This window comes from Arthrobacter sp. SPG23, from assembly GCF_000876655.1.
In the GTDB taxonomy this organism is placed as follows: domain Bacteria; phylum Actinomycetota; class Actinomycetes; order Actinomycetales; family Micrococcaceae; genus Arthrobacter.
Map to the genome: position 1 here is coordinate 64,826 of NZ_JYCN01000003.1, position 25,171 is coordinate 89,996.

Genomic DNA, 25,171 nt, shown 5'->3' on the forward strand with positions numbered 1-25,171 from the left:
GCTCTCTTTCCAGAAGGTCGGCTGCTGATCAAGAACCAGCAATAACTGGCTACTAAATAGTAAGCATGATTACTATCAAATAGTAAGCACCCTTGGTGTATTAGTTTTTTGAGCCGGGCATTTTCCGGCGCGGCCGGCACGGCCGTTGCGGATCAGCCCTTGCGGATCAGCGCCGCGAGCTTCGCGGGCTCAGCACCGGGCCCAGGCGATGGCGAGGGGGCCGCAGCCGGCGAGGCGCCGGTCAACTAGGGTTGAAGCATGAGCAATGCGGTGGCCGGCTAAATGGCAAAGAAGGGCCGGTCTGCCGGCAGGAACGCTGAACGGTCGACGCCGGGAGTAGTGGAAGTGCCCAGAGGAACCCGCCCCGCCGGGCCGGTTGAGGGCGTGTACTACATCGACACCGGGGACTGCGAGCTGATCGCTGACCAGGACAATTCGACCGGCTGGCTCCTGCGCATCAACGGCGTTATGAGCTCACATATCGACTTGGCGGACCCGCTGTTTCTCGACTTCGAGTACATGCGGTGGATGTCCGCTCTGGTGGAATCGCGGTGGCCCCGGGAGGCCAGGCCCAAGCTGCGCGCCCTGCACCTGGGCGGAGGTGCGTGCTCGCTGGCCCGCTACTTCCACGCCGCCTACCCGGAAGCCCGCCAGGTGGTGGTGGAGCTGGACGGCAAGCTGGCCGAGTATGTCCGCGGCTGGTTCGACCTCCCCAAAGCGCCGCTGCTGAGGCTCCGGGTGGGGGAGGCGCGTGAAGTCACTGAGTCGCTCACGCCCCAGACCCGCGACGTCATCATCCGCGATGTGTTTGCCGGCGCGCTGACACCCCGGCCGCTGACCACCGCCGAATTCAACGGGCATGCCAGGAGCGTGCTGGCTCCCGGCGGGATCTACGTGGTGAACTCCGGCGACGCTCCGGACCTGAAGAACGCCCGCGAAGACGCCGCCACCATCGCGGCCGTTTTCGAGCACACCCTGATCATCGCCGACCCCGCCATGCTCAAGGGCCGGCGGTACGGCAATATGGTGATGGCCGGCAGTGACCAGCCGTTCGACGACGACCCCCAGCTGGCCCGCAGGCTGCTGGGCGGCGGTGTCCCGGCGCACATCTGGGACGACGCCAAGGTGCGCGCCTTTGCCGCCGGCGCGCCCGTCCGCCATGACCCTGCACCGCCGTCGCCCGCACCATAAGCGCAAGGCCGGTGCAACAAAAGCCGCGGTAGACGCAAAGTTGCGTCAAGAATCGGCTATCGCGGTCATTTTTGTCTTTCCGGCCCTGTGCGCGTTGTAAGTTTGTGGAAGCTCTCCGCTTTCCCCCAAGACCGGAGGGCAGGAAGCCTCCGCGCTTGAGTCCCCTGACTCGCGCGGAGGCTTCCTTCATTCCGTCCGGACACCCCCGCCGGGAGTCTCCCCGTCATCCCCTGCCGAGCAGGGCCTCCCGGTGTTCCACCGCCTGGTCCCGCAAGGCCTGCACCACCGCCGCAACTGCGGGCCGCCGCATGGAGTCGGGACGAAGCACCATCCAGTAGGGGAGCCGCTCGGAGAAAGCATCCGGAAGCAGCCGGACCAGGTCGTCGTGCAGGTCACCCATGAAACACGGCAGGAAGCCAATGCCCGCGCCGGCCCGGGTCGCCTCCACATGGACAAACACATTGGTGGAGCTCAGGCCGTCCTTCATGGCCGGGACCAGCCTGCGCGGCGCATCGAGGTCGTCCACCTGAAGCATGGAGTCCACGAAATAGACCAGCGGGTGTTCCGTCAGTTCCTCCACCGTTGCCGGCGTCCCGTTTTCGGCCAGGTAGGCCTTCGAGGCATACATGCCCAGCACGTATTCGCCCAGTTTAAAGGCTTCGGCGCGGTGCACCTGGGGCTCGCCCACCACCACCTCGATGTCCAGCCCGGAGCGCTGCTGCAGGGCCCGCCGGGTCACGGTGACGATCTCCACGCTGAGCCCCGGATGCTTCCGCCGCAGCTTCGCCACTGCAGGTGCGGCGATGTAGGCGCTGAAGCCGTCAGTGGCTGTCATGCGCACAACGCCCGTGATGGGGTCCGGTGCCTGGCCGGGCCGGCCCAGGCTGCGCACGGCCTTTTCCACCTGCTCGGCCACCAGCACCGCCGCGGCGCCGAGTTCCGTCAGTTCCCAGGCGCCGGCCGCACGGGAGAGGACACGGCCGCCGAGCGTTTTCTCCAGGGCCGCTATCCGGCGGGAAACAGTGGTGTGGTTCAGTCCCAGCGCCTGTGCCGCCGTCGTGAATTTTGCTGACCGCGAGACGGCCAGCAGGACCAGAAGGTCATCAGGATTGGCTTCCATATCTGCAATTCTGCACACAAGGAGTGCCGGTTTGGCCATTGAACCGCCGAGTTTCTGCGGCAATACTCATCTGAGCCCATTCAGTGCTGTGGATCACAGCGCGTGTCGACGTGGACACTAAAGGAGAAACAAATATGAGCGTAGAACAACGCTCTGCAACACCGGCCGCTTCCGCCCCAAAGGGCGCCGGCCTCAAGAAGATCGTCGCAGCCTCCATGGTTGGCACCGTAGTGGAATGGTATGAATTCTTCCTCTACGCCACCGCAGCAACCCTGGTGTTCGGAAAGTACTTCTTCCCCGCCACCGGCAATGAGCTGGACGGCATCATCCAGGCCTTCATCACCTATGCGGTCGGCTTCGTGGCCCGCCCGCTCGGCGGCATCGTCTTCGGCCAGATCGGCGACAAGCTCGGCCGCAAGCCCACCCTTCAGCTCACAATCGTGATCATCGGTGTGTCCACCTTCCTGATGGGCTGCCTCCCCGGCTTCGCCGAGATCGGCTACCTGGCACCGGCACTCCTGGTGTTCCTGCGCTTCATCCAGGGCTTCGCGCTGGGCGGCGAATGGGGCGGCGCCGTGCTCCTTGTCGCCGAGCACAGCCCCAACAAGTCCCGCGGATTCTGGTCCAGCTGGCCCCAGTCCGCTGTTCCGGTAGGCAACCTGCTGGCCACCCTGGTTCTGTTCATCATGTCCAACGTCCTCAGCAGCGCGGACTTCCTCGGCTGGGGCTGGCGCGTGGCGTTCTGGCTCTCCGCCGTGATCGTGTTCGTCGGCTACTACATCCGCACCAACGTTTCCGAGTCCCCGATCTTCCTGGAAGCGAAAGCCCAGCTGGAGCAGGAGCAGGCCGTCAGCTACGGCGTCGGCGAAGTCATCCGCAAGTACCCCAAAGGCATCCTGCAGGCCATGGGCCTCCGGTTCGCGGAAAACATCATGTACTACCTCGTGGTCAGCTTCGCGATCGTGTACCTCAAGAGCGTGCACAAGTACGACACGTCCTCGCTCCTGCTGGCGCTGCTGATCGCCCACCTCATCCACTTCCTGGTCATCCCCCAGGTGGGACGGCTCGTGGACAGCTGGGGCCGGAAGCCTGTGTACCTGGTCGGCGCCATCACCGGTGCCACCTGGCCGTTCTTCGCCTTCCCCATGTTCGACACCAAGAACGCCGTGGTCATCGTCCTGGCAGTGACTATCGGCCTGTGCCTGCACGCGTTTATGTACGCGGGCCAGCCCGCCCTCATGGCGGAGCTCTTCCCCACCAGGATGCGCTACGCAGGTGTATCGCTGGGCTCGCAGGTCACCTCGATCTTCGCCGGTTCGCTGGCGCCGCTCCTGGCCACGCAGTGGCTCAAGGACACCGGATCATGGGTCCCCACCGCCATCTACCTGGTGGTGGCGTGCGCCGTCACCACGGTGGCAGTGTTGAGCCTCAAGGAAACCAAGGGCATTGCCCTCGAGGACGTGGACAGGGCCGACGCCGAGCGCGAAGGCCTGGCGGTAGCAGCCACACGCTGAGCTACTGGATTTTGGCCGGCTCCAGCCTTGCTGGAGCCGGCCGGCCCGTTGAAACATTCGAACAGGAAGGCTGGTTATGGAAAACACGCTGAACGGCCGCAAGGCACTGGTCACCGGAGGAGCCGGCGGCATCGGCGCAGCCAGTGTGCGGGCCCTCGCCGCACGCGGCGCCAAAGTGGTGATCGCCGACGTCGACGAGGCCGCCGCGGCAGCGCTCGCCGACGAAGTGGGCGGTACTGTCTGGGCGGTGGACCTGCTGGATGTGGACGCACTGGCAACGGCCAGCCTGGACTGCGACATCCTGGTCAACAACGCCGGAATCCAGCGCATCAGCCCTATCGAGGACTTCGAGCCGGCCGATTTCCGCCGGCTCATCACCCTCATGCTGGAGGCGCCGTTCCTGCTGATCCGGGCGGCGCTGCCACATATGTATGCGAACAACTTCGGCCGGATCATCAACCTTTCGTCCGTGCACGGGATACGGGCCTCACCGTTCAAGAGCGCCTACGTTTCCGCCAAGCACGGCCTGGAAGGGCTCAGCAAGGTGACGGCGCTTGAGGGCGGGGCCCACGGGGTCACGTCCAACTGCATCAACCCCGGGTACGTGCGCACGCCCCTGGTGGAGTCGCAGATCGCCGACCAGGCCAAGGTTCACGGCATCCCCGAGGAAGAGGTGCTCGCCAAGATCATGCTCACCGAGTCCGCCATCAAGCGGCTGGTGGAGCCGGAGGAAGTCGCCTCGCTGGTCGCCTGGCTCGCCTCGAACGACGCCGGCATGGTCACCGGCGCCAGCTACACCATGGACGGCGGCTGGTCGGCGCGCTAGGCCCGGGTCCAGGAAGGTAGGCGGGGAGGCAGCGCTCGGCGCCGGCAGCATTGCCGGTGCCGGCGCCGTTAGGCTGGGACCATGCGCAAGGATTTTAGTCCCGATGTCTTGCCCGCCGGGGACTTCTACCGGCTGCTGACGGCCGTGGTTGTTCCCCGCCCCATTGCCTGGGTGTCCAGCAGGTCAGCCGACGGTGTGGACAACCTCGCCCCGCACTCCTTTTTCACTGTTGCGTCCGTGACGCCGCCCATCGTGCAGTTCACGTCGGTGGGGAGGAAGGACTCGTTGCGGAACATCCTTGACCGGGGCGAGTTCGTGGTCAACCTTGCACCGGCCGACCTCATGGCCGAGGTCAATGCGACGGGCACCAACTTCCCACCCGAGGTGAGTGAGTTCGATGCCGCCGGCCTGACCCGCGAACAGGGCCTCACCGTTGGTGTTCCGCGGGTGGCGGAGTCCCCGGTGGCCCTGGAGTGCCGGCTGCATTCCACCCTGGTAATGGGAGACTGCATCCTGGTCTTCGGGGAGGTCACCCATGCCGCCATTTCCACGGACGTCTTGGAGGGCAGCCACCCCCGGATCGACCTTCTGGAACCGCTGGCGCGGCTCGGCCGGGATGAATGGGGGCACCTGGGTCCGGTTGAGGAACTCGGACGTATCCGCAGGTCCGAATGGCCGGGCCATTTTCGACGGCGGGACGAACCGGACGCCTGACGCCCTCCCGGCCTGGCGCTGACGGGATCCGCATAAGAGACGCGATACCCACAAAAACGGGGCCGGCCATCCGCTACGGATGACCGGCCCCGTTGCCGGTTCTACTTCAAGAACTCGTTCGTGTAGGTGTCTGCGAGCTGGATGTCCTTTTCGCCAACCTCAGGGTTGGCCACGCGCTGGGTTTTCAGCACCGCCTGGACGCCGTCCTCGGTGAAGGCGCCGTCCTTGCTGAGGGTTTTCTTCAGATCCTCGATCACCTTCGCGTACAAGGCTTTGTCCCCGCCCGCGAACTTCTCCGGCATTTTCGCAGCGATCTCTTCGCCCGAATGTCCGTCGATGAATTCAAGGGTGCGCTTAATCGCCTTGGCAAGTTTGCCGGCCGTCTCCTTGTTCTGGTCCAGCCAGTCAGCTTTGGCATAGAGGCTCGCTGACGGCCAGGCGTCGGCGTCGAACACTTCCTTCAGCCCTTCGGCGGTCCGGACGTCTTCCAGCAACACGGGGTCATGTCCGATCCGCTTGGTGAGCACGGAGACGTCGGGTTCGAGCATCACCGCGGCATCCACCTGCCCCTGCTCCATCGCCGCAACGGCGGACGATCCGGCGCCGATGGCGGACACGGAGGCGTCCGTCTGCTGCATGCCGTTCTTGGCGAGCAGGAACTTGATGAACATGTCCGTGGAGGACCCGGGTGCCGTGACGCCCACGTTCTTGCCCTTGAGGTCGGCAATGGTCTTGATCTTGCCTTCGTTCTTCGGCGCCACCAACAAGGCCAGGCCGGAGGACCTGCCCATGTCCACGAAGGCCTTGACCTTCTGGTTTTTTGCCTGCATCTGGATGGTGTGCTCGTAGTACCCACTGGTCACCTGGGTGCTGCCGCCGATCATGGCAGTCAATGCCTTCGACCCGCCCTGCAGGTCCTGAAGCTCTACGTTCACGCCCTCTTCCTGGTAGTAGCCAAGCTCCTGCGCGAGGGTCGTCGGAAGGTACGTCAGGAGCGTCTGGCCTCCGACGCCGACAATCACCTTGGTGCCTCCGGCCGCGCCGTTGGCTGCGCCTCCCGTTCCAGTCTGTCCCGGGGGTGCAGCGGATGGCGTGCCGCAGGCTGAGAGGGCCAGGGTTGCGGCTGCAACGATGGCCAATGGCCGGATGATGCTCCGGCGCCTTTGCCGGTTTTCGTTTCGAATCATCGAGTGTCCCTTCGTGACAGTGATAGTGGTGTGTTGTGAGCGCCTAGGACGACTGAACAGGGCGCCAACGGAGCAGATGCCGCTCCAAGCGATTGACGAGCAGGTCGATAATGAGGACCACGATCATCAGGATGAACATCCCGGCGAAGACGCCCTTGGTGTCGAAGACGCCCTGCGCCTGGGCGATCGCGTACCCCACGCCGGCGGAAGCGCCGAGGTATTCACCAACCACCGCACCGGTGATGGCGAAGCCCACGCTGATGTGCAGGCTGGAGAAAATCCAGGTGAGGGCACTGGGAATGAAGACGTGGCGGAGCAGTTGCTTCTCGGACGCCCCCAGCATCCGGGCATTGTCAACGAGAACGCGGTCAACGCTCTTCACACCCTCAAGGGTGTTGAAAAAGACAATGAAGAAAACCAGGGTGAATCCGAATGCCACCTTTGACCAGATTCCCAGACCGAACCAGAGCAGGAAGATCGGGGCCAGGACAACGCGGGGGAGCGCGTTGAACATTTGCAGGAACGGGTCCAGAAGCCGCTCAAGAAAGCGCACGCGGGCCAGGACGAAGCCGAGGAGGAGCCCTGCGGCAGCCCCCACGATGAAGGCGAGTATGGCCTCCTGCATGGTGACCCACAGGTGGGGGAAGACGAATCCGGACGACACCCAGACCCAGACGGTCTGGAAGATATCCGAGGGAAGCGGAAAGAAGAACTCGTCCACCACACCGGTCCGCACGGAAAGCTCCCACGCGCCAAGGACCGCGAGCGTCAGGAGGAGCTGGGTGCTTCGCATCGCCAGCGGGGACATCTCAGTCCGGGCCGTCCGGCGGCGTGTGCCCGGCTCCAGTGCTGCGGAAAGTCCGTTTTTCTTTGATCCAACGATAGTCATGCGACGTCGCCTTCCTCCGCCATTGCCGTTTCGTAGGTCTTCGAAACTTCGATCTTCAACCTGCCCCAGATCTCACGGTGCAACGCCACGAACTGGGGGTCATCGCGGATATCGAGCAGGTCGCGCGGACGTGGAATATCGATTTCGTAGCTTCCGACCACCGTGCTCCCGGGTCCGGCGCCCAGGATGACCACTTCGTCGGAAAGCGCGATGGCTTCATCCAGGTCATGGGTGATGAAGACCACCGCCTTGCCCGATTCCTGCCACAGCTGAAGCAGTTCGTTCTCCATGATTTGCCGGGTCTGCACATCGAGTGCTGAAAACGGCTCGTCCATGAGCAGGACGTCCGGATTGACGATCCAGGCCTGGGCGATGGCGGTGCGTTTACGCATGCCGCCGCTGAGCTGGTGCGGGTAGCGGTCAGCGAAGTTCTTGAGTCCGACTTTCTCCAGCCAGCGCCGTGCTTCCGCATGGGCTTCCGACTTCGATACCCCGGCCATGGTCAGGCCGAGGCTCACGTTGTCAATCACCGTCTTCCAGGGCAGGAGGGGGTCCTGCTGGAACATGTAGGAAGCGCGTCGGTTGACGCCGTTTACGGGTTCCCCGAAGCTCATCACTTCGCCAGCGCTTGGGTTCAGGAGCCCTGCCGCCATGTTGAGGATGGTGGACTTGCCGGAACCGGTGGGACCCACGATCGAGACAAACCTGCCGGGCTCGACTTTGAGGTTGATGTCCCGGACGGCAAAGTAGGTCTCACCCCCGGGCGTGGGGAACTGCCTGGTGCACCCGGCGAGCTCCACCGCGTACTTGGACTTGTCTGCCTGTGCAGCTGGCATCATTGCACTCTTCCCGGCCCGCGCTGGCCGATTTGTTGTCGCTGCTGATTCTGCGCGGACGAACGTGTTGCGTCGTCCACGTGCCCGCTTCGTCGGCTTTGGCGAGTTGGGCACCTTTTCCACATCGTGGGTTCACCATCAGGATGTGGACCCGATGCTAGCAGTAACCTGCATCACACTCAACGATCCCGCTGAAACTTTCCCGAGGGCCGTCAACCAGGCTCAGCTTGTGGGCGGGGCTCATACACTTTGTCCATGAGCCCCAACGAATCATCGGTCACGCCCTTGCTGGTTCTCCGAAAGATCACCGCCATCCTTGACGCTTTTTCCCTCGCCCAGCCGGAGCTTTCCCTGGCGGGAATCCGGGCGGCCACGGGAATGCCCCACTCCACTGTCCAGCGTCTGGTCGCGAACATGGTCCAGGAGGGGATCCTGGACCGGAGCGGAGACCGGTTCCGCGTCGGGGTTCGGATGGCCCACTGGGCTGCGCCGGCCACCCAGGGCCTGGACTTTCTGGAACTACTGACGCCCGTTCTGCGAAGGCTGCGGGATGAACTCGGTGAAACAGCATGCATCTTCCGGGAATCCCAGGGAAAGCGGGTGTGCATTGCGCTCGCCGAGACCCGGCGGATGCTCAGGCGGGTCGTGCAGGTGGGCGAGATCATGCCGCTCCACGTGGGTGCCGCGGGCCGCGTGCTGCTGGCCTGGAACCCGGACGTTGCCGAGCAGGTCTACCGATCCGGACTGCATTCGCTGACGGACCAGACGATCACGGATGCTACGAGCCTGGAGGCCGCCGTCGCCAAGACCCGGGCTGACGGATTCGCCATCACCACGGGTGAGCGGGTCTCGGGTGCGAGCGGAATCTCGGCTCCGATCTTCGGTCCGCAGGCGGAACTGTACGGCGCGCTGACCGTGATGGGGCCGGCCATGAGGATGCCCTACGATGTGTGCGCCTCGTGGCTTGAGCCCGTCCTCGCGGCGGCGGAAGAGGCCACGAGGGTCATCGGAGGAGCGATCCCGCAGGAGGGGCTACCCACATCGTGGATTTAGGTCCACAATATGAAATAGTCTGGCGCCCGGGAAAAACATCTCACTAGGCTTCCCGCTAACCGAATCCGTGACGGTTGCCGTGGATTTACCGGTGACCGCAGACCACCGGCGCCCGCAGAACAGGAGTCCAAAGATGGTGAAGGTTTCCGAGACGCCCACGCACGACGACACGTCAAGCGCTGTGTCCGTGCCCGATGTCCCGCAGCAGGCCATGCCCCTGGCCGGCGTGCGGGTCCTGGAGCTGGGATCCCTCATTGCTGGTCCGTTCGCGGGACGGCAGCTTGCCGACTTCGGCGCGGAAGTCATCAAGATCGAATCGCCGGACCGTCCGGATCCAATGCGGGAATGGGGCCGGGCGCGCGTGGACGGCCACACGCTGTGGTGGTCCGTGCAGTCCCGCGGCAAGAAGTGCGTGACGCTGGACCTGAAGTCCCCGCGCGGACGCGAGCTGTTCCTTGAGCTGTGCGAGGAGGCGGACGTCATCCTGGAGAACTTCCGCCCCGGCACGCTCGAAAAATTGGGGCTTTCCCCTGAGGAGGTCTGGCGGGTGAACCCTGGTCTTATCATTGCCAGGGTGTCCGGCTACGGCCAGACAGGGCCCGACGCGCACAAGCCGGGCTACGCCTCCGTTGCCGAGGCGCGGGGAGGCTTGCGATACCTCAACGGATATCCTGACCAGGCCCCGCCGCGCACCGGCATCTCGCTGGGGGACAGCCTGGCGTCGCTCTATGCCCTGCAGGGAATTTTGCTGGCCCTGTACTGGAGGGATGCCCGCGGAGGAACAGGCCAGGTAGTGGACGTGTCCCTCGTGGAAGCATGCTTTTCGCTCCTGGAAAGCGCAGTGCCGGATTACGCGGCAACCGGCGTTGTTCCCGGCCCCAGCGGCTCAGGACTGAAAGGGATCGCGCCGTCCAACATCTTCCGTTCCGCCGACGGAAAGTGGGTGGTGATCGCCGCGAACCAGGACTCTGTCTTCGTGCGGTTGGCTGCCGCCATGGGACGCTCCGAACTGGCGTCGGACGCACGCTACAGCAACCATGCGGCGCGGGGCGTGCACCAGGAAGAGCTGGAGTCCCTCATTGCCGAATGGGCCGCCGGCTACAACCATGACGAGCTCACCTCGTTGTTGGACCGGCACTCCGTGCCCAACAGCCCGGTCAGCAGCATCGAGGACATTTTCGCTGATCCACAGCTGCGCGCCAGGGGAATGTTGGTGGACGTCCCGGACGAGCAGCTGGGTACCGTTGTGCAACCCGGGATCATTCCGAAGTTGACGCGCAGCGCCGGGGAGATCGGCTGGAGCGGTCCCCTGACGCCGGGCTTCCACAACCGCGACATTTACGAGGGCCTGTTGGGGCTCTCCGACAAGGACCTGCAGGACGCTCGGGCGGAAGGTGCCATCTGATGAATGACATGCAGGCTTCACGGTCAGTTTCCATCGTGGATGTCAGTCCCCGGGACGGACTCCAGAATGAGAAGGTGCCCGTCAGCGCCGATGACAAGTTGCGCCTCATCCACGAGCTCATCTCCCTGGGCGCGCGCAGGATTGAGGCCGTCAGTTTTGTGAACCCCAGGAAAGTCCCGCAGATGGCGGACGCGGATGCGGTCATGGCCGGGGTGCCCAGGGACACAGGCGCCAGCTTCATCGGGCTGGTCCTGAATACCCGCGGCGCGCTCCGCGCCGTTGACGCCGGCGTGGACGAGATGAATTATGTGCTGCCGGTGACGGACGCCTTTGCTGCTGCCAACCAGAACACCACCGTCGCCGCCGCCCTCGACGCCCTGGAAGAGGTGTCCGCCATTGCCGCAGCGGCGTCGATTCCGCTCACGGTGACGGCGGCCGTGGCATTTGGCTGTCCCTATCAGGGTGACGTGCCCAAGGAACAGACTCTCGCCGTCGTCCGCAGTGCCCTGCAGCGTGGGACGCTGGCCGAGGTCGCCCTCGCGGACACGATCGGCTGCGCCGTCCCGTGGCAGGTCGGCGATGTGTTCGCCGGGCTGCGCTCGGAGACCGATGTGCAGCTGCGGGCGCATTTTCACGAAACGCGCCACACAGCGCTGGCCAACACGTACGCCGCCATGGCCGCGGGCGTCGGAGTATTCGACAGCGCGGTAGGGGGCCTGGGCGGCTGTCCCTTCGCGCCGGGCGCCGCAGGCAACATCTCCACCGAAGACCTGGCATGGATGCTGGAACGCGCGGGGTTCGAGACCTCAATTGATCCGTTGCGGGCAACGGAACTTGGCCGCTGGATCTGCGACAAAGTGGCAACTGCCCCACGCTCCGGGCTGTCCGCCGCGGGGGTGTTTCCGCAGAAGGCCTGAACGCGGCTGTCCTCCTGCAGGCCCATCCCGCAGACGGAGGCTAGTCCGGCATCCGCACCTGGCGGTAGTCGTAGTAGAGCACTTCGGGCACCAGGTCGGGGTGGGCGTCTGCGGCCGTCCGCAGGCCCAGCGATGAGCCGCGGATCACCGCCACCACGCCGAGCCTGCGGCCGTTGAAGGGGTCCTCGCCGAGGACGACGTCCCCCACCTTGTAGGGCACGGCAGCCGTACGCACCTTCTCGGCTGCATCGCTGAGCCAGGAGGCCAATCGGCCCCTGTCCCGGGGGAGGACAGACGGTGAAGCTGGAAGAACCTTCATCAAAACCACTCCTTTGCAGTGCCCGGACCAGCAGGACGTGCAGGCGGTCCCGAAGCTGCAGCAAAGAGTTCAAATGTCCGGTCTGCGCCTGGTGTCTAACCTATGAGCCAAACCCCACGCGTCGCATGCGTAACTCCTACCCCTTCTGTACCGTCCAACACTCGGAATTTTTTCCGGACTACTTGCCCGGCTCAGCGGGTGCTGAGGCCGTCTCGTCCACCAGTTCGGCGCGGATTCGGCCATGGCCCCGGACCCACGCGCGGTAGGCAAGCACCAGCAGGCCCAGCCACACGGCACCCACGTAGAGGGCAACCCGGCTATCCTCGAACGCCCCCAGGATCACGATCACCAGGGCCATGAACGCGATGGTCAGGATAGAAGCTGCAGGCCACCAGGGGGAGGGAAATTCCGACGCCGGCAGCCGCTTGCGGGCGATCTCCCGTTTCATGGCCACATGGGACGCCAGGATCATGACCCACACCCAGACAGTGGCGAAGGTAGCGATTGAGGCGATGAGCAGGAACACATCCTCAGGGATCACGGCGTTGAGCACCACTCCCACCAGCAGGACGACGGTCATCATCACCACGGTCATCCACGGCACCCCGTTGCGGGAAACCTTGCCGAAGCTGGCGGGGGCGTGGCCCTGCCGGGCCAATCCGAAGAGGATGCGGCCGGCGCCGAAAATGTCGCTGTTGATGGCGGACAGGGCTGCGGTGATCACCACGGCGTTCAGGATGTGCGGGGCGGCGGGAATGCCGAGGCCGCTGAAGATCTGGACGAACGGGCTGCCGTTGGTGCCCACCTCGTTCCACGGGAACAGGCTCATCAGTACGGCCAGGGTCAGCACGTAGAACAGCAGCACACGCACGGGCACGGTGTTGACGGCCTTGGGGATGACCTTCTTGGGGTCGGCCGCTTCACCGGCCGTGACGCCGATGGTTTCGATCCCGCCGAAGGCGAACATCACGACGGCGAACGAGGCCAGGAGCCCTTCGAAGCCGTTGGGGAACAGGCCTCCGTGCTCCACAAGGTTGCCGATCCCCGGAGCGACGGTTGCCCCGCCGGCCTGGAAACCGAAGATGATGATCGCGGCACCGCCGGCGATCATGGCGACGATGGCCACGACTTTGATCAGCGAGAACCAGAACTCCAGCTCTCCGAATACCTTGACGCTGAGCAGGTTCAGGGCCGCCAGGAAGAAGATGACGGCCAGGACCCAGATCCACCGCTCCACTTCCGGGAACCAGAACCCCATATAGATGCTGAAGGCCGTGACGTCCGCGATGGCCACGATCGCCATCTCGAAGACGTACGTCCAGCCGGTCACGAAACCGGCCAGCGGGCCGAGGTAGCGGCTGGCATACTGGCCGAAGGATCCGGAAACAGGGTGCCGCACGGCCATTTCGCCCAGCGCACGCATCACCATGAACACGGCGGCGCCGCCGATCATGTAGGCCAGGAGGACCGCCGGACCGGCTTTCTGGATGGCGGAGGCAGAGCCGTAGAACAGGCCCGTGCCGATGGCCGACCCCAGGGCCATGAAGCGGATGTGGCGGACGTTGAGCCCGCGGTTCAGGACGGTGTCGACGGCGGTGCCGGCGGCGGCGCGGACACTGCTTCCGGCGGCTCCTGATGCCGGGGTGGTGTTTGCGGGCGCCGCTTGTCCTGTTGTCTTGGCTGCTGTTGGGGCTTGTTGCATGCGAATACCTTCTCGTCATTGGGAGGGGGATCGCTATCCAGCAGACCATTTTCGCGGCCTACGTGATGAGCCTCACGGGGCTTTGGTGTCTTTCATTTCAGACTGTCCGTTGCTCGTCCGCTTTTCCCCTCCAGCGCGAACGGACAGTTGCGGCCCCCGCTGCCAGGCGCGAACGGGCGGTTATGGCCCCGATGCCTGCCTGGACGCATGGCTGAGGTCGCCCGGATGGAAGCCGGAATGGCCGCCCTGAAAGTGCACCTCGTCGCCGGATACGTTGAAACAGCCGCGGCCATCGCGCCGCCGCCAGCGTTCCGGGAGAACACGAACGGTGCTTTCGAGTCCGGCTTCGGGAGCCAGATGGCGAGGTGGACCAGTCCGTGGGCGATCAGGAACAGCCCGGCAATCCACTGCATGGACGCCTCCCCGCAACTGTCGCTGGCCCTATCGAAGCAGCGGACCGAAGGCGCGGCATAGGGGCAGAAGGCCCAGGACGCCCCTGCCTCGGGAATGTCTGGTATCCCGGACGCCGGTGTGGTTCGATGGCATGCCCGGGCACCCGGGAGTGGAGGACGCTTAAGTACGGGATACCGGACACCTGCAAGTGGCAGGCTGCGAACGATGGAGGACACATGGCGGACAACGAGTCGCCCCCGCAGGCAGCGCCAAAAGCGGCGTCAAAGCCGGAATCAAAGACGGCGGCGAAGGTGACGTCGAAAGTCCCGGCGGCCGAAAACACCCTCCGCATCCTCAAACTGCTGGCCTCCAAGCGCGGCCCCATGGCGGCGTCGAACATTGCCACCGCACTGGGCCTGCCGCGCTCAAGCGTCTACCATCTGCTCGGCGTGATGGAAGCCAACGGCTTCGTGATGCACCTGCACGAGGAGCAGCGGTACGGGCTGGGAATCAGCGCGTTTGAACTCAGCTCTGCCTACTCGAGACAGGAGCCGCTGTCCCGCTTGGGGCGGCCGATGCTTGCTACCCTGGTGGACGTCATCGGCGAAAGCGCGCACCTTGCGGTGCTCCACGGCCGCGACGTGCTGTACATCGTGGAGGAGCGCGCCAAGAACCGGCCGTCCCTGGTGACCGACGTCGGCGTCCGGCTGCCCAGCCACCTCACCGCCAGCGGCCGGGCCATCCTGGCCGCGCTGCCAAAGTCGCAGGTCCGCGCGCTGTACCCCAATGCCGCGGCCTTCACCGCCCGGCACGAGGTGGAGGGCGCCATCATGAAGTATTCGGCGCTGTCCTCGCACCTGGACCAGGTCCGGCAGCGCGGCTATGCCACCGAGCACGGTGAAGTGACCCCCGGATTCGGCTCGATTGCCGCCGCCGTGACGGACCACGTGGGATGGCCGACGGCGGCGGTCGCCGTGACCTTCCTCGAGGACAAGCTCCCGGCGGACCAATGGCCGGCCCTCGCGGCGCGTGTCCGGAAGGTGGCGGACGAACTCTCCGTCCGCATCCACGGCCGCCCCGCCAGCTAGCCCGCCCCGCAGCCCAACTAGCTCGCAGTTAACGTCGTCAAACGCGCTTTTCGCGACGTTAACTGCCAGCCAGTTGGGCCTGGATGGCGCGTCTGGAATCCCGGACAACACCCTTCCGAAAGCTCTGTTTCCGCACCCGCGGACAGGCTTTAGTTGATACAGAACCTCTTCCCCCGAACCACCCGAAACAACGAAGGAGCCCCTCATGGCACCCGCCGATTTCACCACCGGTGCCCGCCCGGTCAAAGCAGCCCGCGGCACCGAGCTCACCGCCAAGAGCTGGCAGACGGAAGCCCCGCTGCGCATGCTCATGAACAACCTGGACCCCGAGGTGGCCGAACGTCCCGATGACCTGGTGGTCTACGGCGGCACCGGCCGCGCCGTCCGCAGCTGGGCCGCGTTCGACGCCATCACCCGCACCCTGGAAACCATGGAAAAGGACGAGACCCTGCTGGTCCAGTCCGGCAAGCCGGTGGGCGTCTTCCGCACCAACGAATGGGCGCCGCGGGTGCTGCTGGCGAACTCCAACCTCGTCGGCGACTGGGCCAACTGGCCCGAATTCCGCCGGCTCGAGGCCGAGGGCCTGATGATGTACGGCCAGATGACCGCCGGGTCCTGGATCTACATCGGCACCCAGGGCATCCTGCAAGGCACCTTCGAGACCTTCGCCGCGATCGCCCGCAAGCTCACCGGCGACGAAAACGGAACCCTCGCCGGTACTCTGACCCTCACCGGTGGCTGCGGCGGCATGGGCGGCGCCCAGCCGCTCGCCGTCACCCTCAACGACGGCGCCTGCCTGATCGTCGACGTCGACGAGACCCGCCTGCGCCGCCGCGCCGGCAAACGCTACCTCGACGAGGTGGAAACCGATCTCGACGCCGCCATCGCCAAAGCGCTCAAGGCCAAGGAAGAGCGCCGCGGCTGGTCCGTGGGCTACGTCGGCAACGCCGCCGAGGTCTTCCCGGAGATCCTCCGCCGCCACAACGCCGGCGAACTCACGGTGGACATCGTCACGGACCAGACCTCCGCGCACGATCCCCTGAGCTACCTCCCCGAGGGCATCTCCGTGGCGGAATGGCACCGCGAAGCCGAGGCCGATCCGGAAGGCTTCACCAAAAAGGCCCAGGCCTCCATGGCCAAGCACGTCCAGGCCATGGTGGAGTTCCAGGACGCCGGCGCCGAAGTGTTCGATTACGGCAACTCCATCCGTGACGAGGCCCGCAAGGGCGGCTACAGCCGCGCCTTTGAATTCCCCGGCTTTGTCCCGGCCTACATCCGCCCGCTGTTCTGTGAGGGACTCGGTCCGTTCCGCTGGGTTGCCCTGTCCGGTGACCCGGAAGACATCCGCGTCACCGATGAGGCCATCAAGGAGCTGTTCCCGGAGAACAAGCACCTGCACCGCTGGATCGACGCCGCCCAGGAACGGGTCGAGTTCGAAGGCCTGCCGGCCCGCATCTGCTGGCTGGGCTACGGTGAACGCGCCAAGGCCGGCCTGCTGTTCAACCAGCTCGTCAAGGAAGGCAAGGTCAAGGCCCCCATCGTGATCGGCCGCGACCATCTCGACTCCGGCTCCGTCGCCTCGCCGTACCGCGAGACCGAAGCGATGGCAGACGGCTCCGACGCCATCGCCGACTGGCCGCTGCTCAACGCCCTGCTCAACACCGCCTCCGGCGCCACCTGGGTCTCCATCCACCACGGCGGCGGCGTGGGCATCGGCCGCTCCATTCACGCCGGCCAGGTCTCCGTGGCCGACGGCACCGACCTCGCCGCGGAAAAGCTCGAACGCCTGCTCACCAACGACCCCGGCATGGGGGTCATCCGCCACGCCGACGCCGGCTACGACCGCGCCGTCGAGGTCGCCAAGGAACGCGGCGTCCGCATCCCGATGTCAGAAACCCGCTAACCAGCTCCCCACCCCACATCGACTGCTCCGTAACTGCCGTTTTGACCCACCAAAAGGGCACTTACGGAGCAATCGGTGAGAATGAAATAGGAACCACAAAGTGACTCTCACGACCCACGAACCGCTCACCGTCACCCTCGGCTCCCGCGGCGTCACCCCCGAGGACGTCGTCGCCGTCGCCCGCCACGACGCCAGGGTGACCATCTCCCAGGAAGCCCTGGACACGGTCGCCAAGGTGCGCGCCCACATCGATGACCTCGCCCACAGCGAGATCCCGGCCTACGGCATCTCCACCGGCTTTGGCGCGCTGGCCAACAGGCACATCCCCAATGAGCTCCGCACCCAGCTGCAGAAGTCGCTGATCCGCAGCCACGCCGCCGGCATGGGGCCGGCCGTGGAACGCGAAGTGGTCCGCTGCATCATGTTCCTGCGCGCCAAGACCCTCGCCTCCGGCCGTACCGGCGTCCGCCCGGTAGTGCTGCAGACCATGGTGGACGTCCTCAACGCCGGCATCACGCCGGTGGTCCGCGAATTCGGCTCGCTCGGCTGCTCCGGCGACCTCGCCCCGCTGTCCCACTGCGCCCTGGTGCTGATGGGCGAAGGCGAAGCGATGGGCCCTGATGGCACGCTGTACGGGGCCAAAGGCGAAAGGCCCGTTGCCGAACTGCTCGCCGAACACGGAATCGAACCCGTCACGCTCGCCGAGAAGGAAGGGCTGGCCCTGGTCAACGGGACCGAGGGCATGCTGGGCATGCTTCTGATGGCCATCGCGGACATCCGCCATCTGCTCACGACGGCGGACATCACCGCGGCGCTCAGCGTCGAGGCGCTGCTCGGCACCGACCAGGTGTTCCTGCCCGAGCTGCACGCGGCCCTCCGCCCGCACCCGGGCCAGGCTGCCTCTGCGGACAACATGCTCCGCGTGCTGTCCAACTCCCCGATCGTGGCCTCGCACCGGATCAACGACACCAAGGTCCAGGACGCTTACTCGCTGCGCTGCGCACCCCAGGTGGCGGGAGCCGTCCGCGACACCGTGGACCATGCTGCGCTGGTCGCTTCCCGCGAACTCGCCGCCGCCATCGACAATCCCGTGGTCCTGCCGGACGGCCGGGTGAGTTCCAATGGCAATTTCCATGGCGCCCCGGTGGCATACGTTTTGGATTTCCTGGCCATTACCGTGGCGGATTTGAGTTCCATTGCCGAACGCCGCACCGACCGCATGCTGGACCCTGCGCGTTCACACGGGCTGCCGGCGTTCCTGGCCGCAGACCCCGGAGTCGATTCCGGCCTGATGATTGCGCAGTACACCCAGGCCGGGCTGGTCTCGGACAACAAGCGGCTGGCCGTCCCGGCGTCGGTGGACTCGATCCCCAGCTCGGCGATGCAGGAGGACCATGTGTCCATGGGCTGGCACGCGGCCCGGAAGCTCCGGAAGGCCGTGGAGAACCTCCGCCGCGTCCTGGCCATCGAGCTGGTCACGTCAGCGCGCGCCATCGACATGCGGACCCAGCTGTCCGGGGGAGAACTGACCCCGGGGCCGGCCGGAACCGCGGTCATTGCGGCGCTCCGCAACGTGGTGGACGGTCCCGGAACGGACAGGTTCCTGTCCCCGGAGCTGGAGGCCGCAGACCGGCTCGTCGCCTCGGGCGAGGTCCGCGCGGCGGCCGAATCCGCCGTCGGAATTCTGGCCTAAAAGTGAATATTGTGCATACGGAATGACAATTTCCCGGCGCCTCCGAAATACTGCGCGACACAACAGGCGGGGGCCCGGGAATTGTAGTAGAACTAAAGATGTAGTGATGAAGCCCACACCAAAGATGTTGTGGCAAAAGAACATATACAAAGGGGTAGAAGTTCAATGAAAGCACGGGGGACGGTTCTGTCCAGGCGGGCGGCATTTGCTGCCACGGTTTCCGACTGGAGAACCCTCAAAGCAGGCGAGCGGGTCGAAATCCTCAAGCATGCGCATGTTGTGGCCGCAGGTGAGGTCGAGGAAATTTCCGTGAGTGGAAACGTGCTTTGGCTGGTGCCTTCGGGCCCGCTGGAAACCCAGCTCTTTATGAAGTCCGACGGCGTCCAGGTCCGCAGGACATAGGGCCAGCCTTAAGCCGCGGAGTTAGGCGGCGATGTCCTCGTAGGTCTCACCGAAGGGGACGGACTCATCCAGGGCCACGGTGAACGCGCCCGGCTCGTGGCGGGTGACTCGGATGCCGCAGTTGCCGTCCTCGACGGCTGCTCCGATGAGTTCCTTGACGGCGCTGTCCAAGCCGTCGTGGACCTCCTCGGCGGTCGAAAAGGTCAGGTGGATGGACCGAATGTCCGTGGTCTGGGATTCCATGGTGGCTGAGCTCATTGCAGGACTTTCTCTAAAATATGTGCCGGTTGGCATCAGTCCATTCTACCGTCAATGTCAAGATACGTAAGATGTCTGGCATATGTCCCTCCGGGTTTCGGGTTTACCGAAGCCCGGGGGGACGGCTGGTTTAAGCCTTTGATGAAGGCCGCAGGGGCATCGCTTCCCGCCGCCTGCCCGCCGGTAACGACGCCGACCGGTGGCCGGGCAGTAAGCCCTGACGGACGGCCATTGAGCACCCGCGCCGCATCGGATATCGTCAAATCCACAGGACCGGCCCGGGGTCAGCTGGGCGCAGTCACCAGCCACCAGAGAGCAGCCTCCCGTGTCTACTGAGCACTCCGCAACTCTGCACTCCGCAACACCGTCCGCGCAGGTGTCCGCCCTGGCGGCATCCGACCAGCGCCCGCCGCTCGAACAGCGCCTCGATCCGCAGATCCGCAAGCTCGCGGTGGGCGTCTGGACGGCGGAGCTGATCGGGGACGAGCTGGCAAACATCAGCTACGGGGGCCGGCCCGTGCTCCGTGCCGTCAAGGCCGTGGTGCGGGACCACGAATGGCGCACCTTTGCGCCGTCGGTGCGGGATGTCGCGGAACTGAAGGACGACGACGGCATCAGCCTCCGGATCCACGTTGACTACGCAGCACCTGATGCAGCACCTGACGCGGAGGCCGCCGGCCCGGACGGCCCCGGCACAGCCGCCGGCCCGGCCTACGAAGCCATGCTGATGCTCCGGATCACCCCGGCCACGGTCGAAGTTTCGTTCTCCGGCCGGGCGAAGACGGCGTTCCGGCGCAACCGGATCGGCCTGGTGGTCCTCCATCCCACCAGCGAAGCCGGACGGGACGTCAACGTGGTGTCCTCGGACGGCACCGCGACCAGTGGCGCCTTTCCCGTGGACATCAGGCCCGACCTGGTCTTCGCGGATATTTCCTCGCTGGAATGGGCCGACGCCGGCACCGCGTTTGACCTTGGCTTCTCCGGCGACATCTTCGAGACCGAGGACCAGCGGAACTGGAGCGATGGTTCCTTCAAGACCTACAGCACCCCCTCCGCGCTGCCCATCCCGGTGGACGTTGCCGCGGGCGACACCGTGAACCAGTCGGTCAGCATCGAGGCCCTCAGCATCGAGACGCCGGACAACCCCTACCGTGAAAGCCACGAACAAGCGGCCTTCACGGTGGGCGAACCGGCGGGAACCGTTCCGGCGCTTGCCGTGTCCGTGGACTCAACTGAAGCGGACTCCACGGAATTGCCAGCCGGCAGCCCCGGGGAACGGCCGCAGCTGCCCGGCCTCGACGCCGTCCTGGTGGAACTGTACGAGCCCCGGGAACAATGGCCCGCCAAGCTTGCGGCCGCGGCCCGTGAGGCGGACCGCCATGGCGCAGCGCTGGACGTGCGGGTGGTCTCCGACTCCGCCGACGGAGTTGCGGAGGCCCTCGGCAGCGCCCTGGGCGGGCAGCTGTCACGGATCGTCCGGCTGGGGTTGTTCCACCCCGGGACGCAGTGCACCGATCCGGCGGCGTTTGGTGCACTGAAGGCTTCGCTAAGCGAGGCAGGCTTCAGCGGGCAGCTCCTGGCCGGCACCCGTTCCCATTTCACCGAACTCAACCGCTGGATTTCCGGCAGCAGTGACGGCAGCCCCGTCCCGCAGGACGCCGACGCGCTGACGTTCAGCCTCGCGCCGCAGGTCCACAGCACGGAGGTTCCCCACATCGTGGAGACCGTGCCCGTCCAGCGGCTCGCCGCGGCCAACGCCCTGAAGCTCGGCGACGGGCGTCCGGTCCACGTGGGCCCAGTTACGCTGAAGCCCAGGCTTCACGCGCCGGACCAGCAGGCCGCCGGCGATGAACTCCAGGACCACAGCTTCACCGCGGCGTGGATGTTGGCCAGCCTCGCAGCCCTCACCATAGACGGCGTCGCCTCCGTGACGTACTTCGAAGCCGCTCCGCCGCGTGGCATCACCGCTGCGGACGGCACACTCAACCCCGCGGGGGAGCTGCTCCAAAAGCTCGCCGCGTGCAAGGGGGACCCGGTGCTGGCCGCGGCACCTGTGGCTCCGCACCGGCCGGACGGAGCGAGCCCCCTGACCGTCTACCCGGTACAGTCGGCTGCCGGGCTGCAGCTGTTCATCGGCAACCTCAGCCCGCGCGAGGCCACAGCCCGCCTCAACCTTCCGGGCGGTTCCGCGCCGGGCGCGGCCGACGTCGCGGTCATCGGGGCCTCCGCGGGGGCCCGCGCCCAGGCGATGCCAGCGGAGGCGTCATCACCGGACGACGGCGCCCTGGCGGTAACGCTGGGACCGTGGGCCACCGCCGTCGTCACCTTCCGGGACTGACGGCAGGCGACTGAACTAGCCCAACAGCGTGTTGACCAGCCGCGCGGCCACCTTGGCCGTGCGCTGGTCGATGTCGAACTTCGGGTTCAGCTCGGCCACGTCCAGGTGCAGCAGCTTCCCGCTGGCAGCCACCTGGCGGCACACGGCACTGATCACGGGCAACGGAACCCCGTACGCGGCGGGCGCGCTGACTCCCGGGGCCACGGCGGCGGGCAGGACGTCCAGGTCGATGGTCAGGTAGAGCACGTCCACGGTGTCCAGGAAGTCGGCCACGAACTGCCGGGTGGCGTCAGCCGTGCAGTCCTCGTCGAGAAGGTACTTCACGCCCAGCCGTTCAGCGGTCTTGAACAGCACGCTGGTGTTGTTGGGTTCGGAGATCCCCACGACGGCGTAGTTCAGTGTGCGTTCGGCGGCTTCCTCGGCCCGGGCCATCTGCAAAAAGGGTGTGCCGGAGGACGGCTCCGGTGCCTCGCGGAGGTCGAAGTGCGCGTCCAGGTTCAGCACGCCCAGCCGCTTCCCGCCGCGCACGGCTTCGGATCCGGCCACGCCCAGGTAGCTGGCGAATGCGGTCTCGTGGCCGCCGCCCAGCAGCACGGTGAGGTTGCCGGCGTCGAGCATTTCCGAAACAGCCAGCCCGGCACGGGCCTGGCCGGCCTCCAGCGCGTTGTCCTTGACGGTCACATCGCCGGCGTCGAACACTTCGCGGGGGAGGTGGAACGCGAGCGGACCCAAGGCAGCCCGGATGGCGGCGGGGGCCGCGGCGGCGCCCACCCGGCCCTTGTTGCGCAGCACTCCCGCATCGCTGCAGAAACCGAGAACGACGGCGGGGCGTCGGCCTGACTCCGGCGTTCCGGTCTGCAGGTGTTCCGGCCGCGGGGCGGCAGTCTCGTGGCGATACGGCGTGACCGCCTGCCACCAGCGGCGGTGCTCGGCGCCGTCGCCGTCGAAACGGCCCCTCCAGGTGAGCGGCGGAATATCGACTGTGAGCGCTGTGTGGGGCATACTCCAAGCTCACCGCAGCGGAGCCCCGAAAACCAGCCCTGCCGCCGTCGGACTGTCCCAAATCCCGGACATCCGATTAAACGCCGCCGAGATGGCACTTCGCGGCAATGTTTTCGAAAAACACTGCCGCGAAGTGCCATCTCGGGCGGGCGGGAGAGAGGAGGCCGGGAGCCCCTAGTGGATGCCGATCGCCTGCTCGATGGGCCCGATGCCGAAGAACAGCAGGAACGCGGCGGCCACGGCCCACATCAGCGGGTGGATGTCCCGCACTCGGCCCTGGAACGTGCGGATCAGCACGTACGCGATGAAGCCGGCACCCAGGCCGTTGGCGATCGAGTAGGTGAACGGCATCAGGGTGAAGGTGAGGAACGCGGGGATGGCGATGCCCCAGTCCTGCCAGTCGATCTTGCCCACCTGCGAAACCATCATGAAGCCCACCACCACCAGGGCCGGAGCCACCGCCTCGAATGGAACCAGGTTGATCAGCGGCGTGAAGAACATGGCCACCAGGAACAGCAGGCCGGTGACGATCGAGGCCACGCCCGTGCGTGCGCCCTCGCCGATGCCCGCGCCGGATTCCACGTAGATCTGGTTGGAGGAGACGGACGCGCCGCCGCCCACGATCGCTCCGAGCGCGTCAACCTGCAGCACGCGGTCCACATCGGGGATGTTGCCGTCCTTGTCCACGGTGCCGGCTTCATTGGCCAGGCCCACCATGGTGCCCATGGCGTCGAAGAAGATGCTCAGCAGGATCACGAAGGCCAGCAGCGTCGCGGCTACGAAGCCGAGGTGTTCGAACGCGCCGATGGGGTTGGCCTTGCCGATCAGTGACAGGTCGGGCGCCGCCCACTCGGTGAACTTGGGTGCCACCAGGGACCAGCCCTGCGGGTTGAAGTTCTTGCCGTCAAAGCTGGGGCCGATGTGCAGGGTGAATTCCAGGATGACGGACAGGATGGTGGAGGCGATGATGCCGATCAGGATGGCGCCCTTGACCTTGCGGACCAGCAGGCCGATGGTCAGGATGAGCCCGAAGACGAACACTGCCGTGGGCCAGCCCAGGAGCTTGCCGTCAAAGCCAAGGCCCACCGGGACCGTGGTGCCCGCGGCGTCCGGGATGCGGCGCACAAACCCTGCGTTGACCAGTCCGATCAGGGCAATGAACAAGCCGATGCCCACCACGATTGCAGTCTTGAGGCCGTCCGGAACAGCCTTGAACACGGCGGTCCGGAATCCTGTGAGGACCAGGATCAGCATGGTGATGCCGGAGAGGACAACCAGGCCCATCATGTCCGGCCAGGTCAGGCCGGGATTCGTTGCCACGGTGACAGCCACGAAAGCGTTCACGCCCAGCCCGGTGGCCATGGCGAACGGGTGCCTGGCCCAGGCGCCCATGAGGATGGTCAGGATGCCTGCGGCAAAAGCGGTGACTGCGGCGACGGCCGGGAAGCCCAGGGTTGCGCCGCTGGAGTCAGGTCCGGAGAGGATCAGGGGATTCAGCACCACGATGTAGCTCATGGCGAAGAACGTGGCAAAGCCTCCGCGGATCTCGCGGGAGAAATTTGACCCCCGCTCGGAAATCTTGAAGTACCGGTCCAGTGCAGAGCCCTGCTTAAGCATTAGTCCTCCGGGGGAGAGTGTTGGGGATTACTTGAATCCTAGTAGGTTGCCGGGTTGCGACCCCGCGATTTCGCCTAGTCTGTAAGGAAGCCAACACACAGGAGTAGCACCGCATGCGTTCCATCCGCCACCTGCTGAGCGCCCTCGTCGGGGCACTGTTTTTCACCGCCGCCGTGCTGTCCGCAGCGGTGCCCGCCTCAGCCCACGACGCCGCAGAGTCCAGCAGCCCGGCCCAGGGAGCCACCGTGGTCACTCCTCCGGAGAAGGTTTCCGTGACCTTCAACAAGGACCCGCTTGCCCTCGGTTCACAGATCCAGGTCAAGGATGCGGCAGGCATCAACTGGGCGGAGGGCCCGGTGGAAATCGTGGACAACGTGGCATCGCAAAAGCTGCGCGCCGGTGCCCCGGCCGGGGAATTCACTGTGGTGTGGCGCGTGGTCAGTTCCGATTCGCACCCGATCGAGGGAACCTTCACATTCACGGCCACGGCCGCTGCGCCGGGTTCCGGGGCTGCTAGCTCAACGCCGGGAGGTTCGACGACGGCGGGACAGGTCCCCACGGCCGGTACCGCGCAGCCCGGCACCACCACCGCGCCAGAGCAGGCGCCCGACGCCTCGGAGCCGTTCCCCTGGAGCCTGGTGCTTTTCGCCGGAACTGCCCTGGGCATCCTCGTGGCGCTGGGCGTGCTGGCGAAGCGCAACCTCAAGTCCGCTGACGGCGACGCCGGCGACGAGCGGTAGGTCCGGACGGTCACCGGACCCGGGCGGGGCGGCAGGGGACGGCGACGGCGTCGGGCGCTAAGCG

23 protein-coding genes are annotated in these 25,171 nt (G+C 65.9%); 14 read left to right on the forward strand and 9 right to left on the reverse strand.

Annotation, left to right across the window (positions count from 1 at the left end; genetic code table 11):
- Positions 1–282: 282 nt before the first annotated feature.
- Positions 283–1,191, forward strand: coding sequence for a spermidine synthase (locus TV39_RS01540; RefSeq protein WP_043477361.1), 909 nt, complete (start codon positions 283–285; stop codon positions 1,189–1,191).
- Positions 1,192–1,414: 223 nt separating this feature from the next.
- Here TV39_RS01540 and TV39_RS01545 read toward each other — a convergent pair whose 3' ends face one another.
- Positions 1,415–2,311 (reverse strand): LysR family transcriptional regulator, encoded by an 897-nt coding sequence (locus TV39_RS01545; protein WP_043477364.1) that lies wholly within the window; start codon positions 2,309–2,311, stop codon positions 1,415–1,417.
- Between the two features lie 134 nt (positions 2,312–2,445).
- Between TV39_RS01545 and TV39_RS01550 the strand changes: the two genes are divergently transcribed.
- The 3 genes from TV39_RS01550 to TV39_RS01560 all read left to right on the forward strand — a co-directional run bounded on the left by TV39_RS01550 (position 2,446) and on the right by TV39_RS01560 (position 5,365).
- Positions 2,446–3,825 (forward strand): MFS transporter, encoded by a 1,380-nt coding sequence (locus tag TV39_RS01550; protein ID WP_043477367.1) that lies wholly within the window; start codon positions 2,446–2,448, stop codon positions 3,823–3,825.
- Positions 3,826–3,901: 76 nt separating this feature from the next.
- Positions 3,902–4,651 (forward strand): 3-hydroxybutyrate dehydrogenase, encoded by a 750-nt coding sequence (locus tag TV39_RS01555; protein WP_043477370.1) that lies wholly within the window; start codon positions 3,902–3,904, stop codon positions 4,649–4,651.
- Between the two features lie 81 nt (positions 4,652–4,732).
- Positions 4,733–5,365: a flavin reductase family protein gene (locus TV39_RS01560; protein WP_043477373.1), complete on the forward strand. Its 633-nt coding sequence runs from the start codon at positions 4,733–4,735 to the stop codon at positions 5,363–5,365.
- A gap of 101 nt (positions 5,366–5,466) precedes the next feature.
- Here TV39_RS01560 and TV39_RS01565 read toward each other — a convergent pair whose 3' ends face one another.
- From TV39_RS01565 to TV39_RS01575, 3 genes are all read right to left on the reverse strand, one after another.
- Complete coding sequence (locus TV39_RS01565; RefSeq protein ID WP_160292475.1) at positions 5,467–6,504, reverse strand: ABC transporter substrate-binding protein; 1,038 nt, start codon at positions 6,502–6,504, stop codon at positions 5,467–5,469.
- A 91-nt stretch (positions 6,505–6,595) separates the two neighbouring features.
- Entirely contained in the window at positions 6,596–7,441 is an 846-nt protein-coding gene (locus TV39_RS01570) for an ABC transporter permease (RefSeq protein WP_200890924.1), read from the reverse strand.
- Complete coding sequence (locus TV39_RS01575) at positions 7,438–8,277, reverse strand: ABC transporter ATP-binding protein (RefSeq protein ID WP_144406270.1); 840 nt, start codon at positions 8,275–8,277, stop codon at positions 7,438–7,440. Before TV39_RS01575 ends, TV39_RS01570 begins: the two co-directional genes overlap by 4 nt.
- Positions 8,278–8,532: 255 nt before the next feature.
- Here TV39_RS01575 and TV39_RS01580 point away from each other — a divergent pair, with 255 nt between their 5' ends.
- From TV39_RS01580 to TV39_RS01590, 3 genes are all read left to right on the forward strand, one after another.
- Positions 8,533–9,330, forward strand: a complete 798-nt coding sequence (locus TV39_RS01580; protein ID WP_043477378.1) for an IclR family transcriptional regulator — start codon at positions 8,533–8,535, stop codon at positions 9,328–9,330.
- 133 nt (positions 9,331–9,463) lie between these two features.
- Positions 9,464–10,735, forward strand: coding sequence for a CaiB/BaiF CoA transferase family protein (locus tag TV39_RS01585; RefSeq protein ID WP_235347238.1), 1,272 nt, complete (start codon positions 9,464–9,466; stop codon positions 10,733–10,735).
- Positions 10,735–11,652 carry a hydroxymethylglutaryl-CoA lyase gene (locus tag TV39_RS01590; RefSeq protein WP_200890925.1) on the forward strand — a complete coding sequence of 306 codons (918 nt, stop codon included), beginning with the start codon at positions 10,735–10,737 and terminating at the stop codon, positions 11,650–11,652. Before TV39_RS01585 ends, TV39_RS01590 begins: the two co-directional genes overlap by 1 nt.
- A gap of 40 nt (positions 11,653–11,692) precedes the next feature.
- Here the strand turns inward: TV39_RS01590 and TV39_RS01595 are convergent, their stop codons facing one another.
- Complete coding sequence (locus TV39_RS01595) at positions 11,693–11,971, reverse strand: hypothetical protein (protein WP_144406271.1); 279 nt, start codon at positions 11,969–11,971, stop codon at positions 11,693–11,695.
- Between the two features lie 178 nt (positions 11,972–12,149).
- The gene (locus TV39_RS01600) at positions 12,150–13,673 is read right to left on the reverse strand and encodes an amino acid permease (protein WP_043477384.1); all 1,524 of its coding nucleotides are present in this window, start codon (positions 13,671–13,673) and stop codon (positions 12,150–12,152) included.
- 207 nt (positions 13,674–13,880) lie between these two features.
- On the opposite strand from TV39_RS01600, the gene TV39_RS01605 reads away from it, so the two are divergent.
- From TV39_RS01605 to TV39_RS01625, 5 genes are all read left to right on the forward strand, one after another.
- Positions 13,881–14,147 (forward strand): hypothetical protein, encoded by a 267-nt coding sequence (locus tag TV39_RS01605; protein ID WP_043477387.1) that lies wholly within the window; start codon positions 13,881–13,883, stop codon positions 14,145–14,147.
- A 155-nt stretch (positions 14,148–14,302) separates the two neighbouring features.
- On the forward strand, positions 14,303–15,154 hold the full coding sequence (locus tag TV39_RS01610) for an IclR family transcriptional regulator (RefSeq protein ID WP_043477389.1): 852 nt from the start codon (positions 14,303–14,305) through the stop codon (positions 15,152–15,154).
- Between the two features lie 205 nt (positions 15,155–15,359).
- Complete coding sequence (gene hutU, locus TV39_RS01615) at positions 15,360–17,057, forward strand: urocanate hydratase (RefSeq protein ID WP_043477391.1); 1,698 nt, start codon at positions 15,360–15,362, stop codon at positions 17,055–17,057.
- A 100-nt stretch (positions 17,058–17,157) separates the two neighbouring features.
- On the forward strand, positions 17,158–18,750 hold the full coding sequence (hutH, locus tag TV39_RS01620; RefSeq protein WP_043477393.1) for a histidine ammonia-lyase: 1,593 nt from the start codon (positions 17,158–17,160) through the stop codon (positions 18,748–18,750).
- A 165-nt stretch (positions 18,751–18,915) separates the two neighbouring features.
- Positions 18,916–19,152 carry a hypothetical protein gene (locus tag TV39_RS01625; protein ID WP_043477395.1) on the forward strand — a complete coding sequence of 79 codons (237 nt, stop codon included), beginning with the start codon at positions 18,916–18,918 and terminating at the stop codon, positions 19,150–19,152.
- 21 nt (positions 19,153–19,173) lie between these two features.
- Here TV39_RS01625 and TV39_RS01630 read toward each other — a convergent pair whose 3' ends face one another.
- Positions 19,174–19,410, reverse strand: coding sequence for a hypothetical protein (locus tag TV39_RS01630; protein ID WP_082049399.1), 237 nt, complete (start codon positions 19,408–19,410; stop codon positions 19,174–19,176).
- A gap of 325 nt (positions 19,411–19,735) precedes the next feature.
- Between TV39_RS01630 and TV39_RS01635 the strand changes: the two genes are divergently transcribed.
- A complete protein-coding gene (locus TV39_RS01635; protein ID WP_144406272.1) occupies positions 19,736–21,748 on the forward strand; it encodes a hypothetical protein in 2,013 nt (670 codons plus the stop codon).
- A gap of 15 nt (positions 21,749–21,763) precedes the next feature.
- Here TV39_RS01635 and hutG read toward each other — a convergent pair whose 3' ends face one another.
- Positions 21,764–22,750 carry a formimidoylglutamase gene (gene hutG, locus TV39_RS01640; RefSeq protein ID WP_043477399.1) on the reverse strand — a complete coding sequence of 329 codons (987 nt, stop codon included), beginning with the start codon at positions 22,748–22,750 and terminating at the stop codon, positions 21,764–21,766.
- Between the two features lie 174 nt (positions 22,751–22,924).
- Positions 22,925–24,367: an NCS2 family permease gene (locus TV39_RS01645; protein ID WP_043477402.1), complete on the reverse strand. Its 1,443-nt coding sequence runs from the start codon at positions 24,365–24,367 to the stop codon at positions 22,925–22,927.
- Between the two features lie 113 nt (positions 24,368–24,480).
- Here TV39_RS01645 and TV39_RS01650 point away from each other — a divergent pair, with 113 nt between their 5' ends.
- The gene (locus TV39_RS01650) at positions 24,481–25,107 is read left to right on the forward strand and encodes a copper resistance CopC family protein (RefSeq protein WP_043477405.1); all 627 of its coding nucleotides are present in this window, start codon (positions 24,481–24,483) and stop codon (positions 25,105–25,107) included.
- The last annotated feature ends 64 nt before the right edge of the window (positions 25,108–25,171 follow it).